Raw genomic sequence first — 16323 nt, forward strand, 5'->3', positions numbered from 1 at the left:
CTCAGCGTGCGACAGGGTTCGCGCCGAAGCGGCGCGCCACGAACAGCACCAGCCAGGTCACGATGCCCAGCGAGATCGACAGCGACGCGGCGAGCGCGAAGTTGGCGTAGTTGGTGAACTCGTTGTAGATGGTGATCGGGATCACCTCGAACTTGCTCGCGAGCGTGAAGGCCGTGCCGAAGGCGCCCATCGAGGTGGCGAACAGGATCGCGCCGCAGGCCAGGGTGGTGGGCGCGAGCTCGGGCATCCACACGTCGCGCGCCACGCGCAGGCGCGAGGCGCCGAGCGAACGCGCGGCTTCTTCGAGCTGCGTGTTCATCGACTCGGCCGCCGCGGCATAGGTGGCAATGGCTCGCGGCAGCGAGAAGTACAGGTAGGCCAGGAACAGACCGAGCAGGCCGTAGGCGAAGGTGATGCGCTCGCCGAAGAGGCTGTCGCTCAGGTTCGCCACCACGCCCTGGCGGCCGCCGAGCAGGATCACGAAGAAACCGATGATCACGCCGGGGAACGACAGCGGGAGCGTGAGCAGCGACAGCAGCATGCGCTTGCCGATGAAGGCGTGGCGCGCCAGGTAGATGCCCACGGCCGCGCCCAGCACCAGCGTGGCCAGCGTCACGGCCACGGACAGCAGCACGGTGTTGGCCATGCTCTGCAGGTAGCGCGCGTCGGTCAGCACCGCGAAGTAGCTGGCCCAGCCCTTGTCCGCGGGCAGCGCGAGCAGCCGCACCACCGGCAGCAGCCAGAAGGCCGCGAAGAAGGCCGCCGCGGGCGCGGCACAGGCCAGCAGCCGCCAGCGCGGGTTCCAGGCGTTGGAGCTGGCGGCTTGCGTCGTCATCTCAGGCCGCGCGGATCAGCGCACTTCCTTCAGGTACTCGTCGGAGAAGGCCTTCTGCGCCGCGGCCATGCGGCCGTAGTCCACGCTCCTGGCGCGGGCGTATTCGGCTGCGGGCAGGAACTGCGCCTCGATGTCCTTGGGCATGGCGCTGGCACGCACCGGCCGCAGGTAGGCCTTGGCCCAGATCGCCTGGCCTTCGTCGGACAGCGTGAAGTCGAGCACCTTCTTCGCGTCGGCCGCGTGCGGCGCCTTGGCGACCAGGCTCATCACGTAGGGCACGGCCAGCGTGCCTTCGCTCGGGATAACGAAGGCCACGTTGGCCTTGTCCTTGTACTTGGCGCGGTAGGCGTTGAAGTCGTAGTCGAGCAGGATCGCGATCTCGCCAGACAGCACGCGCGCGTAGGAGGTCTGCTTCGGCACGATGGGCTCGTTCTTCTGCAGTGCCTTGAAGTAGTCGATGGCCGGCTTGAAGTTGTCGAGCGTGCCGCCGCGCGCCTCGTTCACCGCCACCGCGCCCACGTAGCCCACGAACGCCGAGGCCGGGTCGAGGTAGCCGACGAGGCCCTTGTATTCGGGCTTGAGCAGATCGGCCCACGACTTCGGCACCGGCTTGCCCTTGAGCGCGTCGACGTTGACCATGAAGCCGAGCGTGCCCGAGTGGATGGTGAACCAGTTGCCCGCGGGGTCCTTCAGGCCGTCGGGAATGTCCTTCCAGGCGGCCGGCTTGTAGGGTTCGACCAGGCCGTCCTTGGCGGCCTGCACCGCGAAGGTCACGCCGAGGTAGGTGACGTCGGCCACCGGGCTGGCCTTCTCGGCCGACATCTGCGCGAGCGACTGGCCCGAGTTCTTGTTGTCGGGCGGCACGGTGACGCCGGTCCTGGCCTTGATGGCCTTCAGCTGGGTGCCCCAGTCGGCCCATTCGGTCGGGCAGTTGTAGCAGATGGCGGTCTGCGCCATGGCGCTGCCCGCGACGAGGGTGGCGGCAAGCAGGCCGAGGCGGGCCATGCGGTGGAAGCGAAGGGACATGGTGGAGCTCCTTGGTTGGATGGGGCTGGGGAACGGGGGGAGGAATCAGGTCGCTGACGAACTTGCGGCGTTGTTGTCTTCGCGCGCCTCGGCGCACGACTCGCCGTCTCGGAAGGCATGGGGCAGCAGCAGGCTCGCGTCGGCCTTCAGCACGGCACCGCCGGCCATCGCCTGCATCAGCAGCTCGACGCTGTGGCGGCCGATGTCGCTGTTGGGCTGCGCGATGGTGGTGAGCGCAGGCGTGAGGTCTTCGCCCAGCGCGATGCCGTCGAAGCCGACCACGCTGAGCTCGTCGGGCACCGGGAGGCCGCTCAGGTGCGCGGCACGGATGCTGCGAATGGCCAGCAGGTCGTTCGAGCAGACCAGGGCGGTGGGGCGATGGCGCGACTGCAGCTGGCGCGAGATCGCATCGACGGCGGTCTCGACGAACGGCACCTCGACCAGTGGCGGAGCGTCCAGGCCGGCATCGGCCATGCCCCGCAGGTAGCCGCGGTAGCGCTGCTGCGCACGGTCCGAGGCGGCCAGCGTGCCGCTCACCATGGCGATGCGGCGGTGGCCCAGCAGCACCAGCCGCGCGACCGCATCGGCCACGGCGCCTTCGCTGTCGACCGATACGCAGGGGTGGTCGGGATGCCGGTTGTAGGCCAGCACATAAGGCACGCCGGTGGCACGAAGCCGGGGCAGGGTGGCCGAGGTCGACGGGTTCGACACCACGAGGATCAGCCCGTCGACATTGCCCGCCAGCAGCAGGTGCACCGCGCGCTCTTCCTCGTCGAGCCTGTAGCCGGTGGTGACAGGAATGATCGCGTAGCCGCCTGCGACGGCTGCGCGCGCGATGCCCTGCAGGCATTCGGCGAAGGTCGGGTTCAGCAGCGTGGGCAGTACCACGCCGAGCACGCGGCTGCGCTGGGTGCGCAGGGTGCGTGCGCTCGCGTTGGGCAGGTAGTTGAGCTCGCGCGCGACCCGCTCCACCAGCTCGCGCGTGGCGGGCGTGACCTTGTCGGGGAAGTTGAAGGCCCGCGACACGGTGGCTACGGACACCCCCGCTCTGGCGGCTACGGCTTGGATGCTCATCGTGCGGAAGTCAGTGGCCTGTGTTTATGTAATCGATTACATTGGACCGCGGCAGTATGACTTCGCCATGACAGGCCAAGAAAGCGGGGACAAACCCTTGGCAGCCGGCGAGAAACCGCGCCCAAAGAAAAAGGGCCCGAAGGCCCTTGAGTCGTTTGGCTGCGCGCCGGCTTACTTGCCGCGCCGCACGCGCCGGATCTCGTCCACGATCAGGCAGATCGCGCCCAGCGTGATGGCGCTGTCGGCGGCGTTGAACGCCGGGAAGTACCAGTTGCCGAGGTGGAAGCTCAGGAAGTCGACCACGTAGCCGTGCATCATCCGGTCGACCACGTTGCCGATCGCGCCGCCCAGGATGCAGGCCATCGAGAAAGAGAAGAGCTTCTGCCCCGCATGTGAACGCAGCATCCACACGATGAAGATCGCCGCACCCACGCCGATGGCGGTGAACAGCCAGCGCTGCCATCCCGAGTGGTCGGCCAGGAACGAGAAGGCGGCGCCGGTGTTGTGCGCGCGAACCACGTTGAAGAAGCTCGTCACGTAGGTCGCGTCGCCGAGCTTGTAGTAGCCCAGGATCAGCGTCTTGGTGAACTGGTCGATGATCACGATGATCACCGCCAGCCCGAGCCAGGGCCAGATGCTGCCGGCGCGCGAGCGCGAGGCCGACAGGGAACGGGCGGCGGCCATCAGGCAACGCTCCGCGATTCGCCGGCGCCGAACAGGTTGCTCGTGCAGCGGCCGCAGATGGTCGGATGGTTCGCGTCGTGGCCCACGTCGTCGCGGTAGTGCCAGCAGCGCTCGCATTTCTGCGCGGTGCTCTTGGTCGTGTGCACGAAAAGCTGGCTCGGCAACTGATCGAGGGGCTCGCCGACCCTGGTCTTCTCGATGGATACCAAGCCAAGTCGTGCAATTTCCTCGACAGCCTGTGCGTCGCTTGCGTCGACGACCTGCGCGGAAGACGTGATCAGCACGAACTTGAGATCGGCGCCCAGGGACGTCAGATGGTCGAAGTCCTGGCTGTCTGCATAGACCACGACATTGGCCTGCAACGAGGCGCCGAGTTCTCCTTGCTGACGAAGCAGTTCGAGCTTCTTGTTGACCTCGTCGCGCAAGAGCCGGATGCGGCCCCACTTGGCGAGCAGCGCCTCGTCGGGCGCGGCGAACTGGCTGTAGGTCTGCGTGAAGATCGACTCGCCCGGCTTGCCCGTGCCGACGAACTTCCAGGCCTCTTCGGCCGTGAAGCTCAGGAACGGCGCCATCCAGCGCAGCATGGCTTGCGAGATGTGCCACAGCGCAGTCTGCGCGCTGCGGCGCGCGAACGAACCTGGGGCCGTGGTGTAAAGGCGGTCCTTCAGGATGTCGAGATAGAAGCCGCCGAGGTCTTCCGAGCAGTAGATCTGCAGCTTGGCCACCACCGGGTGGAACTCGTACACCTTGTAGTGCGCGAGGATCTCGGCCTGGAACTGCGCGGCGCGCGAGAGCGCGTAGCGGTCGATCTCGAACAGCTGGTCGAGCGGTACGGCGTCCTTCGCGATGTCGAAGTCGCTCGTGTTCGCCATCAGGAAGCGCAGCGTGTTGCGGATGCGGCGGTAGGCGTCGACCACGCGCGCCAGGATCTTGTCGTCGCCCGCGATGTCGCCCGAGTAGTCGCTTGCGGCCACCCACAGGCGGATGATCTCCGAGCCCAGCTTGTTGCTGATTTCCTGCGGGTCGATGCCGTTCTTGAGCGACTTGCTCATTTTGATGCCCTTGGCATCGACCGTGAAGCCGTGCGTGAGCAGGCCACGGTAGGGAGCGCGGTCTTCCAGCGCGCAGGCGAGCAGCAGCGACGAGTGGAACCACCCGCGGTGCTGGTCGTGACCTTCCAGGTACAGGTCGGCTTCCGGCCCCGTTTCGTGGTGCACGTTGGGGTGCGTGCCGCGCAGCACGTGATAGAAGGTCGAGCCCGAGTCGAACCACACCTCGAGGATGTCGGTGCTCTTGGTGTAGTGCGGTGCGTCTTCGGCGCCGAGGATCTCCTCGACCGTGACGCGGCTCCAGGCCTCGATCCCGCCCTTCTCGACGATGCCGGCGGCCTGGTCGAGGATCTCCATGGTGCGCGGATGCAGCTCGCCCGAGTCCTTGTGCAGGAAGAACGGGATCGGCACGCCCCAGCTGCGCTGGCGGCTGATGCACCAGTCGGGACGGCCGGCGATCATGTCGTGCAGCCGCGCCTTGCCGTTCTCGGGGTAGAAGCTGGTCTGCTCGATGGCGTCGAGCGCGGTCTGGCGCAGCGTCTTGGGCGCCTTGTCCTTGGTGAACACGCCTTCGCCTTCGTCCATGCGGATGAACCACTGCGCCGCGGCGCGATAGATCACCGGCGTCTTGTGGCGCCAGCAGTGCGGGTAGCTGTGCGTGATGGTCTCGGTGGTCATCAGGCGGCCCGCGTCGCGCAGCGCGGCGATGATGACCGGCACGGCCTTCCAGATGTTCTGGCCGCCGAAGAGCGGGAAGTCGGGTGCGTAGCTGCCGTTGCCCTGCACCGGGTTCAGGATGTCGTCGTACGAGAGGCCGTGCGCGACGCAGGAGTTGAAGTCGTCCACGCCGTAGGCGGGCGAGGAGTGCACGAGGCCCGTGCCGTCGGTGGCGGTGGCGTAGTCGGCCAGGTAGATCGGCGACAGGCGCTTGTAGCCGGCGTCGACGTCGTCCAGCGGATGCTCGAACTCGAGCCCGCCGAGCGCCTCGCCCTTGACCGTGGCCAGCACCTTGCCGTCGAGGGCGTAGCGCGTCATGCACATCTCGACCAGCGAGTTGGCCAGGATCAGCAGGCCGCGCTCGGTGTCGACCAGCGAGTACTCGATCTCGGGGTTGAGGTTGATCGCCTGGTTGGCCGGGATGGTCCAGGCGGTGGTGGTCCAGATGACCGCGAAGATGTCGCCCAGGATCGTGTGGTCGGTGCCGAAGGCCTTCAGCACCTTCTCGCGCTCGTGCGCCTTGAAGGCCACGTCGATGGTCTGGCTCTTCTTGTCGGCGTATTCGATCTCGAACTCGGCCAGCGAGGAGCCGCAGTCGAAGCACCAGTACACCGGCTTCAGGCCCCGGTAGACGAAGCCGCGCTCGATCACGCGCTTGAACGCGCGCAGCTCGCCGGCTTCATTGGCGAAGTCCATGGTCTTGTAGGGATGGTCCCATTCGCCCAGCACGCCCAGGCGCTGGAAATCGGCCATCTGCTGGGCGATCTGCTCGGTGGCGTAGGCGCGGCTCTTGGCCTGCATCTCGTCGCGGCTCAGGTTGCGGCCGAACTGCTTTTCGATGGCGTTCTCGATCGGCAGGCCATGGCAGTCCCAGCCGGGCACGTAGAGCGCGTCGTAGCCCTCGAGCTGGCGCGCCTTGGTGATCATGTCCTTCAGGATCTTGTTCACCGCGTGGCCCATGTGGATCTGGCCGTTGGCGTACGGGGGGCCGTCGTGCAGGATGAACTTGGGCGCGCCGTGGCGGGCGTCGCGCAGGCGGTGGTAGCGGCCTTCGTCGTTCCACTCCTTCACCCAGCCCGGCTCGCGCTTGGGCAGGTCGCCGCGCATCGGGAAGGGGGTGTCGGGCAGGTTCAGCGTGGAACGGTAATCTTTGGGGGAAGCAGCGTCAGACATGGTGGGGTGCGGCGAAACAAGGGGCTCCGACAGGCTCAGCCCGAAGCGCGTGAAGCGTGTCGGTGCGGAAGATAAAGCCGTTCGCCCTGAGCTTGTCGAAGGGCGGCAGCACGGTGCGTGCAGGGCTAAATTCGATCGCGCGTGGTCTGGCGATGGGTTTCTGCGTGGGTCGATGCAAAGAACGCACGCGCGTCGCGGCCATCCTTCGCGATGCCCGCAGTGAGGGCCTCGAGGCTGGTGTAGCGCAATTCGTCGTGCAGTTTGTGCATGAGTTCCACGCGCACGATTTTACCGTAGGCCCCTTCGGCGCCCAGATGGGAGGGCCACTCGAGGCAGTGGGTCTCCAGCAGCACCCGTCCGCCGTTGACGTCGTTGGCGTCCAGCGACGGACGCACGCCGAGGTTGGCCACGCCCGGCAGCGGCTGTTCGGCCAGGCCATGGACGAGCACCGCGAAGATGCCGCTGGCGGCCGGCTTCCAGTGCTTGAAGCGCAGGTTGAGGGTGCGGAAGCCGTCGTCCTTGCCCGGCGACGACGCGCCCAGCGCCCGGCCCAGCTTGCGGCCATGGACCACGTGCCCCGAGATCGTGTACGGCCTGCCCAGCAGCGTGTGGGCGTCGGCCATGCGCCCTTCGGCCAGCGCCTCGCGCACAGCCGAACTTGAAACCCGCAGGCCATGCACCTCGTAGCTGTTCATGCGCGCCACGTCGAAGCCGCGGGCATCGCCGGCCGCGTCGAGCATGGCGTAGTCGCCGGCGCGTCGGGCGCCGAAGCGGAAGTCGTCGCCCACCAGCACATAGCGCGCGCCCAGGCCGTCGACGAGCACGTTCTGGATGAATTCCTCGGGCGTCTGCGAAGCCAGCCGCGCGTCGAACGGCAGCACGATGGTCTGCGCCACGCCGCAGGCCGCCAGTTCGCTGAGCTTGTCGCGCAGCGTGCCGATGCGCGCCGGGGCGAGGTCGGGCTTCTTGGTGAGCGCCGCGAAATAGTCGCGCGGATGGGGCTCGAAGGTGAGCACGCAACTCGGCAGCCCGCGCTGGCGCGCCTCGGTCTGGAGCAGCGCGAGCATGGCCTGGTGGCCACGGTGGACGCCGTCGAAATTGCCAATGGTGAGGGCACAGGCAGGAGCCACGCCCGGGTGCCGGAAGCCGCGAAAAACCTGCATCGGTGAGTATCTTTTTGATAGCGCCTTGCGCCCGTCGAATGGGCGAATCAGGCCGATTTGTCACAAAGCCGGTATATTGTGACGCAGCGCGCGAACGGAAGTGGGTTCGTGGCGCGCTCCGTGTCCCTGGTCTTTCCGTGGTTCTTCCTTTTCAGGAGGCGTGTGTGAAGGTCTTGAAGCTGTCGGCCCAAGGGCTGCCCCAGTCATGGATTTCGCTGGAACAGGCGGTGATCCACTATGCGGCGGACGAAGTCCGCTGGGAGGTGGGCGCGCAGGTGGCCGTGTTCCGTGGCGGCCACAACGCGATCACCGGCGAGCAGTCGCAGATCGCGATCAACAGCATCATCGGCACCAAGGGCGTGCCGCGCATCAATCCCTTCGCGCAGCGCCCGGGCCTGACCAACAGCAAGCTGTTTTCCCGCGACCGCAACGTCTGCGCCTACTGCGGCGGCCATTTCCACGAGGACGAACTCACCCGCGAACACATCATTCCGTTCGCCCAGCGCGGCATCGACACCTGGATGAACGTGGTCACGGCCTGCAAGCCCTGCAACCACCGCAAGAGCAGCCGCACCCCCGAGCAGGCGAACATGCCGTTGCTGTACGCGCCCTACGTGCCCAGCCTGTGGGAAGACTTCATCCTGCGCAACCGCCGCATCCTGGCCGACCAGATGGAGTTCCTGATGGCGCACCTGCCGCAGAGTTCGCGGCTGCACGACAGCTAGCTTCTGCCTTTCCAGGCCGGCGGCCGCTTCTCGATGAAGGCCTGAACGCCTTCGAGCGCACTCTCGTCCATCATGTTGCAGGCCATGGTCCGGCTGGCGTCGGCCAGCGCGGCCTCGATGCCGGTCTCGAGCTGGCGGTAGAACAGTGCCTTGCCCAGCGCCAGGGCCTGGCGCGGCTTCGCAACGATGCTCGCCACCAGCGATTCGACCGCCGCATCGAGCGCGTCGGGCGCCGCCACCCGGTTCACCAGGCCCTTCTCGCGGGCTTCCTCGGCACCGATGAATTCGCCGGTCACCAGCATCTCGAAGGCTTCCTTGCGGCCCAGGTTGCGCGACAGCGTCACGCTCGGCGTGGCGCAGAAAAGGCCCACGTTCACGCCGCTGACCGCGAAGCGCGCGTCGCCCGACGCCACCGCCAGATCGCACACCGCCACCAGCTGGCAGCCCGCGGCCGTGGCAATGCCGTGCACCCGTGCGATCACCGGCACCGGCAGCCGCTGGATCGACAGCATCATCGCGCCACAGCGCTCGAACAGCTCCCGGTAGTAGTCGAGCGAGGGTTCGGCGCGCATTTCCTTGAGGTCATGGCCCGCGCAGAAGGCCTTGCCCGCGGCAGCGATGACCACCGCGCGCACCGTGTCGTCGGCTGCGATGCCGCCAAGCGCCTGTTCGAGCGCGCCCAGCATGCCTTCCGACAGGGCGTTGAACGAGGAGGGCCGGTTCAGCGTCAGCGTGACCACGCCGCGCGCATCCCGGGCGTGCAGCACGAAAGGGGTGTCCGCGTCGTCCATGCGGCGTGCCTCAGTAGGTCAGCTCGAGCACCGTCGTGTGCTCGTTCGCTGCAGGCCAGGTCAGTCCGGTGACGCGCTCGCCGTTGAATTCGCCGGTCACGGCGCGCGGTGCACCGCCGCCCTCGATGCGCAGGCGCGAGCTCGCCACGCCCGAGCCGCGCGCAGGCACGCCCGCTGGCGGGCTCTTGCCATCGAAGCGCATGGTGTCGCGCTGGGCGTCGAAATACCCGCGCGGCCGCGTGAAGACGACCACCGAGCTCGCGCCGTTGTCGGCCGGCACGATGCGCTCGGGCCGCAGGTTCACGAGACGGCTGCTGCGCGGGAAGGCGCTGCGGTAGATGTGCGTGGTGCCGTAGCTGGGGGTGGCCAGCACGAACTCGTAGGCAGCGTCGTTGCGTGCCTTGAAAGGACCCCAGCGGCCGTCTGCCCCGATGGCCTTGGTGAAGACCGCGTCGCCGAGCCGCGCGCCGGTGGCCGGGTCGACGGTGTACACCGTGACCCGCGCGCCGTTCAGCGCCAGGTTCTCCGCCCCTATGGCCCTGCCGTCCAGCACCACGGCCGGCTCCGGCTCCACGCCGGTGGTGCGCGGCGCCTGGCCCGTGAGGAACTGCCAGGTCGCGGCGAAGGCGGCGGGCGAGAACGAGGTCTCGCGGTGGTCTACCCGCGGCAGCACCACATTGGTGGCGCCCTTGAGCGCGGGACCGTCGAAGCCGATGTTGGTCGGCTTGCCGGGCGCGCCGATCCACACGCCGTCGGGCTGGGCGTACTTGTCGTTGTTGTCCGAGCGCAGGGTCATCCATTTCACGCCCGGCGTCACTTCCTCGCCGTTCGGGCCCTTCGGCGCGTTGAGCTGCTGCATGAAGCCCGAGAGGCCCGAGAACTCGTTGTTCTCGCGGAATCCCTTCACCGACCAGATGCCGTGCGCCGGGTTGCCGCCCAGCACCACGTGGCTCACCACGGCCGCGCCGCCGCCGTTCTGCACATAGTTGCGGATGGTGTTGCCACCGCGCGAATTGCCGATCAGCACGACCTTGCTCGCACCCGTGGCCTTGAGCACCCGGTCGACCTCGGCCTTCAGGAACACCGCCGACTCGCCGGTGGAACTGCGCCCCGGCTGTGCCACGGCGTCGTCGTCGCGTGCCAGCGGGTTGGGCTGGTCGAAGGCGAAGAGCCGGTCGCGCGGCCAGCCGTTGGTCTCGAAGCGCCAGACCGTCGTCTGCCAGAGCGCGGCCGAATCGCCGTTGCCATGGACGAAGACGACCGGCGGGCGGTCGTCGTACGAGGGCGAAGGGGCGGTGGCGCAGGCGGTCAGCATGGTGGTCGAGGCGAGCCCGAGGGCCGTGGCGAGGAGGGTGCGTCGTGAGTGCATGTTCTGTTCCCGGCAGGCATTCCAGAGATGGAAAACGCCCGCCCGGCGCGGGCCGGACGGGCGTTGCATGCTAGCGGAATCGTGCGACGGCCGCCGCTTCAGCCTTCCTCCTCCGCCGCCACCACTTCCGCCACCACGCGGCGCACGTCGCTCGGCAGGAATGGCTTCTCGATCACCGGCCGACCGCTGGCCGACACGAACTCGTTGAGCACCGCCGACAGCGTGTCCCCGGTCACGAACACCACGCGCCCGGCCTGGCGCGGCCAGCGCCGCTCGATCTCCCGGTACAGCGAGCGGCCGTGGAGGTCGGGCATGCGCATGTCGGTGAGGATCGCGTCGTAGCTTTCCTGCGCCATGTGCCGCAGCGCGTCCTGCGCGGACCGCACGGCGACCACGCGGTGCTGCACGCCCGACAGGATCTGCGAGAGCGTTTCGCGCACTTCCGTCTCGTCGTCGACGATCAGGATCTTGTGGCGGCGGTTGCCTGTCTTCACCGGCGCCGCGATGCCGGCGCCGACGTCGTGCACGTCGCCGACCGGCAGTGCCATGTCGAACACTTCGCCGCCGCCCGGCGGACATTCGACGGTCTGTTCTCCGCCGTGACTTGCTGCGCTGCATCTACGACGCCGTCCGCCGAGCCTGTCGGCCGCGCTGGCCCGGGTTTGCATGGAGGCGCGTCGCCGATGCGCTGCGAAAGAGCCATCGCCGCGCCGCGGCACGCCGCGAGCTGCGCTCGATCGACGAGCACACGCTGCGCGACATCGGCCTGTCGCACCGCGCGGCCGCCGAATGGCCCCGGCAGCGCGACGCGTGGTGAGGCACCGCGATGCGAAGGAGTCTTTTCATGGCACATCTCGCCCCGCGCGCGCCAAGGCGCGGAAAGGCACACGCGATCTGTGCTGATGACCCTGGCCGTCGCCATCGCGGCCGCGGTGGGTGCGCTTGTCATCGTCGCGGTTCCGCAGCCGCTGGCCTCCGCGATGGCGGCGCCGCAGGCGGCTGCCGCCACCAGGCCGGGGAGCGGCCGATGACAGGCCTTGTCCCCCATGTGCGCGAAGCAGGCGCCGGTCCCGGCGTGGTGTGCCTGCATTCGAACGCGAGCACATCGTCGCAATGGCGCGCGCTGATGGCGCAGCTGTCGCCGGACTATTGCGTCTTCGCGCCCGATTCGCTGGGCGCCGGCCGCAGTCCGGCCTGGCGGAAGACCCCGGAAGACCGCACCCTGACGCTGGCCGACGAGGTGGCCCTGCTGGCGCCGGTGTTCGAGGCGGCCGGGGCGCCGTTCTCGCTGGTCGGCCATTCGTATGGCGCGACGGTGGCATTGATGGCCGCGCTGGCGTACCCGGGCCGGGTGCGCGCCATCGCGGTGTACGAGCCGACGCTGTTCGGCCTGCTCGATCAGGAAAGGCCGGGGCACGAGGCCGCGGACGGCATCCGCCGGGCGGCGGCCGATGCGGCCCGCGCCATCGAGGCGAGCGACCCGTATGGTGCGGCCCTGCGCTTCATCGACTACTGGACGGAACCGGGCAGCTGGAACCGCATGCCCGCCGCGCGGCAGGCGCCGGTGGCGGCGTCGATGGTCAACATTGCCAACGGGTCGCGCGCGCTGTTCACGGAGCCGACGCGGCTCGAGGCCTTCGGCACGCTGGCGGTACCGGTGCTCTACATGGTGGGAGCGAAGTCGCCGGCCTCATCGCGCGGCGTGGCCAGGCTGTTGACGGCCACGCTGCCGGACGTCGGCGTGGTCGAGTTTGCCGGCCTGGGCCACATGGGGCCGTGACGCACCCGGAGGTGGTCAACGGCGCCGTGGCGGAATTCCTTTCCCGCCACGTGGCCAGGGTGCCGGCCGGCTGCGCGGTCTCTCAGGCGAAGACGCCCGCGGTGTCCTGCATGCGCGCCGACACCTCGCCCAGGTGATGCAGCGTGTCGCCGAAGGTCAGCTCGAGCTGCGTGAGCTTGCGGAAGTAGTGGCTGCCGATGTACTCGTCGGTCACGCCGATGCCGCCATGCAGCTGCACCGAGTTCGCGGCCACATAGCGCATCGACGTGCCCAGCTGGTACTTGGCGCGTGCCAGCGCCTGGCGGCGTTCGTCGGCCGGGGCGTTGAGCTTGAGCGTGGCGTAGTAGCTCATGGAGCGTGCCAGTTCGAGCTGCATCTTCATGTCGGCGACGCGGTGGCGCAGCGCCTGGAAGCTGGAGATGACCACGCCGAACTGCTTGCGCTGGTTCATGTAATCGATGGTCAGGGCCACGGTCTTGTCCATCACGCCGACTGCTTCGGCGCAGGTGGCGGCAATGCCCACATCCACCGCGTATTCCAGCGCGGCCAGGCCGTCGCCGGTGATGAGCGTGGCGTCGGCCTTGTCGAACACGACCTCGGCGGCGCGGCTGCCGTCCTGCGTGCCGTAGCCGCGTGCTTCCACGCCGCTGGCGCTGCGCTCGACCAGGAAGAGGGCGATCTTGCCGTCGACCTTGGCGGGAACGATGAAGGCATCGGCTTCGTCGCCCACCGGCACCACGCTCTTGGCACCGGTCAGCGAATAGCCGCTGGCCGACTTCACGGCCGTGGCTTCGCACACGTCCAGGCGGTAGCGCGCCTTGCGTTCCTGGTAGGCCAGCACCACGATGGCCTGTCCGCCTGCGATGCGGGGCAGCCAGGCTTCCTTGGTCTCGGCGGTTGCGTAGCCGCTGAGCACCGCGCCGGCGATCAGCGTCTGCGCGAAGGGCTCGAGCACGATGCCGCGGCCCAGTTCTTCCATGACGACCATGCCGGCCACCGGGCCCATGCCCAGGCCGCCGTCGTCCTCCGCGATGTACAGGCCGCCCAGGCCGAGCTCGGCCAGTTCGTCCCAGGCCTCGCGCGAGAAGCCGCCCTTGGCCTCGATGCCGCGGCGGCGCTCGAAGTCATAGCCCTTGTCGACCCACTTGCGAACGGCGTCGCGCAGCTGTTGCTGGTCGTCGGTGAAATTGAAGTCCATTTTTCGTTCCTAGCGAAGCTCTTGCTGGAGCCCCCTCGTGGAGGGGGTGTGGGGGAGCAGTCCTGTCGCGCCACGCGCGGACCGTTCTGCGGCGTCAGCCGAGAACGGTCTGCGCGACGATATTGCGTTGCACCTCGTTCGAACCGCCGTAGATGGTGGTCTTGCGCATGTTGAAGAAGGTGGATGTGAGCGGCGCGAGCGCCGGGTTGCCTCCCGGGAAGTTGCCCTGCCAGCCGGCTTCCATCGCCTCGCGGATCAGCGGCAGCGAGTAGGCGCCGCCGGCCAGCATCATCAGTTCGGCGTAGCGCTGCTGGATCTCGCTGCCGCGGATCTTCAGCAGGCCCGCCACGTCGAGCGAGTTCTTGCCGGAAGTGGCGGCCGACAGCACGCGCAGCACCATCATCTCGAGCGCGACGATGTCGACTTCGAGCTTGGCGATCTCGTCGCGGAAGCGCTGGTCGTCGTACACGCCTTCGGCCTTGGCGATGCGCTTCAGGCGCTCGAGCTCGCGCTTGGCGCGGTTCACGTCGGCGATGTTGGTGCGCTCGTGCGAGAGCAGGTGCTTGGCGTAGGTCCAGCCCTTGTTCTCTTCGCCGATCAGGTTCTCGGCGGGCACTTCGACGTTGTCGAAGAACACTTCGTTCACTTCATGGCCGCCGTCGAGCAGCTTGATGGGGCGCACGGTGACGCCCGGCGACTTCATGTCGAGCAGCAGGAAGCTGATGCCGGTCTGCGGCTTGCCTTCGTTGCTGGTGCGCACGAGGTTGAACATCCAGTCGCCGTACTGGCCGAGCGTGGTCCAGGTCTTCTGGCCGTTGACGATGTACTTGTCGCCCTTGCGCTCGGCCTTCGTCTTCACGGACGCGAGGTCGGAGCCCGAGCCCGGCTCGCTGTAGCCCTGGCTCCACCACACCTCGCCGCTGGCGATGCCGGGCAGAAAGCGCTTCTGCTGCTCGGCGTTGCCGAAGGCCATGATCACCGGGGCGACCATCACCGGGCCGAAGGGAATGATGCGCGGCGCGCCGGCCAGCGCGGTCTCTTCCTCGAACAGGTGGCGCTGCACCGCGGTCCAGCCCGGGCCGCCGAATTCCTTGGGCCAGCCGTAGCCCAGCCAGCCCTTCTTGCCGAGGATCCTGGCCCAGCCCTGCATATCGTCGCGCGTCAGCTCGAGCGCGTTGTGCACCTTGTGCGAAATCTCCTTCGGGAGGTTCTCTTTGACCCAGGCGCGAACTTCTTCGCGGAACTTCTGTTCTTCGGGTGTGAAGCTCAAATCCATGCGTGCCTCGCTGTGTTGATCGGTCCCGCAGACGCGGGTGTGTCTCCGGAGCCGTGAGTTTTAGCACGGTCGTGCTGTAGAACGGTGTCCGCGCCGCGACATGGGCAGGGTACCCGGGACGCATGGGACGGGCACGGATAATCCCGCCTCCCATGAAGAACATCGTGATCCTGATCTCCGGCGGCGGCTCCAACATGGCCGCCATCGTGCGCGCGGCCGAGCGCGAGCGCTGGGCCGACCGTTACGGCGCGCGCATCGCCGCCGTGGTGAGCAACAAGGCGGATGCGGGTGGCCTGGCGACTGCCTCGGCGCACGGCATCGCCACCGCGGTGATCCCGCACAAGGACTTCGCGAGCCGTGAGGCTTTCGATGCGGCGCTGGCGCAGGCGGTCGACGCCCATTCGCCCGCGCTCGTGGTGCTGGCCGGTTTCATGCGGATCCTGACGCCGGGCTTCGTCGAGCGCTATGCCGGGCGCCTCGTCAACATCCACCCCTCGCTGCTGCCCGCGTTTCCGGGGCTCGACACGCACAGGCGGGCGATCGAGGCGGGCTGCAAGGTGGCGGGCGTGACGGTCCACCAAGTGACGACCGAACTCGACCATGGGCCGATCCTGGCCCAGGCCGCGGTGCCGGTGATGCCCGACGACACAGCCGCCACGCTGGCCGGTCGGGTGCTTGCGCAGGAGCATCTGTTGTATCCGCGAGCCATTGCGGGATGGCTTGCAGATACATCGAGTCACAATGATTAAATTTGTTTATATTCGCGGCTTTTCGGGAGTCTTGACGTGAAAACCCAATCGCTGCTGCTGGCCGCCGCTGGTGCTGTTGCCCTCTTGGCCGGCTGTGCCGCTCCGGCACCCGCGCCCGCCCCGACACCCCCGCGCCGCCGCCGGAACCGGTCTACCAATGCAGCGCGGACGGCGCACGTTTTGCCGTGGGCCAGCCGCTCACGCCTCAGTTGGAAGCCGCTGCGCGCGTGCGCGCAGGCGCAGGCACGGTGCGGGTGCTGAAGCCCGGCGACGCGGCCACGATGGAACTCAACGGCGGACGCCTGAACCTCGACGTCGATGCCCGCAACCGCGTGACGGACGTCCGCTGCGGTTGAGGTGAAGCGGGCCGGATTGCTATCGGCAAGATAGCAATCCAGCCAGGCACGGCGAGCGTGAACTGCCCGACGGCCTAGATCGGCGTGAATCTCCTGCGGAGCTGTCCGTCGATCTCGATGGTTTCTTCGAACATGGCGGCCGGGCGAACCCAGAGTCCGTGGCCGCCGTACAGGGCGCGGTACAGCGTCATCGGCTCCAGCGTCTCGCTGTGGCGCACGGTGCCGAGCACCTCGTATTCGCCGCCCTTGTAGTGACGGTAGCGGCCGAGGGGCGTTTCGATCAGGGGCGGAAGGTCTTCGTCGTTCAACGGGGGCTTCTTTCAGAAAGGCAGTCGGGTTTGCCCGATGTGACGGGATT

Annotated in this window: 18 protein-coding genes; 6 read left to right on the forward strand and 12 right to left on the reverse strand. The window is 68.0% G+C overall.

Translation table 11 applies throughout. From position 1 onward, the window contains the following. Position 1 precedes the first annotated feature (1 nt). The 6 genes from AACL56_RS09325 to AACL56_RS09350 form a co-directional block, all read right to left on the reverse strand. Positions 2-835, reverse strand: a complete 834-nt coding sequence (locus AACL56_RS09325; protein WP_339089558.1) for an ABC transporter permease — start codon at positions 833-835, stop codon at positions 2-4. Positions 836-850: 15 nt separating this feature from the next. Beyond that, positions 851-1861: an ABC transporter substrate-binding protein gene (locus tag AACL56_RS09330; protein ID WP_339089559.1), complete on the reverse strand. Its 1011-nt coding sequence runs from the start codon at positions 1859-1861 to the stop codon at positions 851-853. 45 nt (positions 1862-1906) lie between these two features. Then, positions 1907-2935, reverse strand: a complete 1029-nt coding sequence (locus AACL56_RS09335) for a LacI family DNA-binding transcriptional regulator (protein ID WP_339089560.1) — start codon at positions 2933-2935, stop codon at positions 1907-1909. Between the two features lie 171 nt (positions 2936-3106). Beyond that, the gene (gene lspA, locus AACL56_RS09340; RefSeq protein ID WP_339089561.1) at positions 3107-3619 is read right to left on the reverse strand and encodes a signal peptidase II; all 513 of its coding nucleotides are present in this window, start codon (positions 3617-3619) and stop codon (positions 3107-3109) included. Next, entirely contained in the window at positions 3619-6558 is a 2940-nt protein-coding gene (gene ileS / locus AACL56_RS09345; protein ID WP_339089562.1) for an isoleucine--tRNA ligase, read from the reverse strand. The genes lspA and ileS overlap by 1 nt, the downstream gene beginning before the upstream one ends. A gap of 125 nt (positions 6559-6683) precedes the next feature. Beyond that, positions 6684-7721, reverse strand: coding sequence for a bifunctional riboflavin kinase/FAD synthetase (locus AACL56_RS09350; protein ID WP_339089563.1), 1038 nt, complete (start codon positions 7719-7721; stop codon positions 6684-6686). A gap of 164 nt (positions 7722-7885) precedes the next feature. Between AACL56_RS09350 and AACL56_RS09355 the strand changes: the two genes are divergently transcribed. Continuing rightward, positions 7886-8446, forward strand: a complete 561-nt coding sequence (locus AACL56_RS09355; protein WP_093123678.1) for an HNH endonuclease — start codon at positions 7886-7888, stop codon at positions 8444-8446. On the opposite strand, the gene AACL56_RS09360 is transcribed toward AACL56_RS09355, so the two are convergent. The 3 genes from AACL56_RS09360 to AACL56_RS09370 all read right to left on the reverse strand — a co-directional run bounded on the left by AACL56_RS09360 (position 8443) and on the right by AACL56_RS09370 (position 11154). Beyond that, positions 8443-9237, reverse strand: coding sequence for an enoyl-CoA hydratase (locus tag AACL56_RS09360; RefSeq protein ID WP_339089564.1), 795 nt, complete (start codon positions 9235-9237; stop codon positions 8443-8445). The genes AACL56_RS09355 and AACL56_RS09360 overlap by 4 nt on opposite strands. A gap of 10 nt (positions 9238-9247) precedes the next feature. Continuing rightward, on the reverse strand, positions 9248-10606 hold the full coding sequence (locus AACL56_RS09365) for an alpha/beta fold hydrolase (protein WP_339089565.1): 1359 nt from the start codon (positions 10604-10606) through the stop codon (positions 9248-9250). A gap of 98 nt (positions 10607-10704) precedes the next feature. Beyond that, positions 10705-11154, reverse strand: a complete 450-nt coding sequence (locus AACL56_RS09370; protein ID WP_339089566.1) for a response regulator — start codon at positions 11152-11154, stop codon at positions 10705-10707. Positions 11155-11210: 56 nt separating this feature from the next. Between AACL56_RS09370 and AACL56_RS09375 the strand changes: the two genes are divergently transcribed. The 3 genes from AACL56_RS09375 to AACL56_RS09385 all read left to right on the forward strand — a co-directional run bounded on the left by AACL56_RS09375 (position 11211) and on the right by AACL56_RS09385 (position 12386). After that, positions 11211-11423, forward strand: a complete 213-nt coding sequence (locus AACL56_RS09375) for a DUF1127 domain-containing protein (RefSeq protein ID WP_339089567.1) — start codon at positions 11211-11213, stop codon at positions 11421-11423. A gap of 85 nt (positions 11424-11508) precedes the next feature. Then, on the forward strand, positions 11509-11637 hold the full coding sequence (locus tag AACL56_RS09380) for a hypothetical protein (RefSeq protein WP_339089568.1): 129 nt from the start codon (positions 11509-11511) through the stop codon (positions 11635-11637). Next, positions 11634-12386, forward strand: coding sequence for an alpha/beta fold hydrolase (locus AACL56_RS09385; protein WP_339089569.1), 753 nt, complete (start codon positions 11634-11636; stop codon positions 12384-12386). Before AACL56_RS09380 ends, AACL56_RS09385 begins: the two co-directional genes overlap by 4 nt. A gap of 82 nt (positions 12387-12468) precedes the next feature. On the opposite strand, the gene AACL56_RS09390 is transcribed toward AACL56_RS09385, so the two are convergent. Both AACL56_RS09390 and AACL56_RS09395 read right to left on the reverse strand, forming a co-directional pair. Further along, positions 12469-13584: an acyl-CoA dehydrogenase family protein gene (locus AACL56_RS09390; RefSeq protein WP_339089570.1), complete on the reverse strand. Its 1116-nt coding sequence runs from the start codon at positions 13582-13584 to the stop codon at positions 12469-12471. Between the two features lie 94 nt (positions 13585-13678). Next, positions 13679-14860: an acyl-CoA dehydrogenase family protein gene (locus tag AACL56_RS09395; protein WP_339089571.1), complete on the reverse strand. Its 1182-nt coding sequence runs from the start codon at positions 14858-14860 to the stop codon at positions 13679-13681. A 152-nt stretch (positions 14861-15012) separates the two neighbouring features. Here AACL56_RS09395 and purN point away from each other — a divergent pair, with 152 nt between their 5' ends. Further along, entirely contained in the window at positions 15013-15609 is a 597-nt protein-coding gene (gene purN, locus AACL56_RS09400; RefSeq protein WP_339089572.1) for a phosphoribosylglycinamide formyltransferase, read from the forward strand. A 185-nt stretch (positions 15610-15794) separates the two neighbouring features. Continuing rightward, positions 15795-15965 (forward strand): I78 family peptidase inhibitor, encoded by a 171-nt coding sequence (locus AACL56_RS09405; protein ID WP_339089573.1) that lies wholly within the window; start codon positions 15795-15797, stop codon positions 15963-15965. A 74-nt stretch (positions 15966-16039) separates the two neighbouring features. Here AACL56_RS09405 and AACL56_RS09410 read toward each other — a convergent pair whose 3' ends face one another. Then, positions 16040-16273 carry a DUF1653 domain-containing protein gene (locus AACL56_RS09410; RefSeq protein WP_339089574.1) on the reverse strand — a complete coding sequence of 78 codons (234 nt, stop codon included), beginning with the start codon at positions 16271-16273 and terminating at the stop codon, positions 16040-16042. Positions 16274-16323: the final 50 nt, after the last annotated feature.

This window comes from Variovorax paradoxus (genome assembly GCF_902712855.1).
In the GTDB taxonomy this organism is placed as follows: Bacteria; Pseudomonadota; Gammaproteobacteria; order Burkholderiales; family Burkholderiaceae_C; genus Variovorax; species Variovorax paradoxus_Q.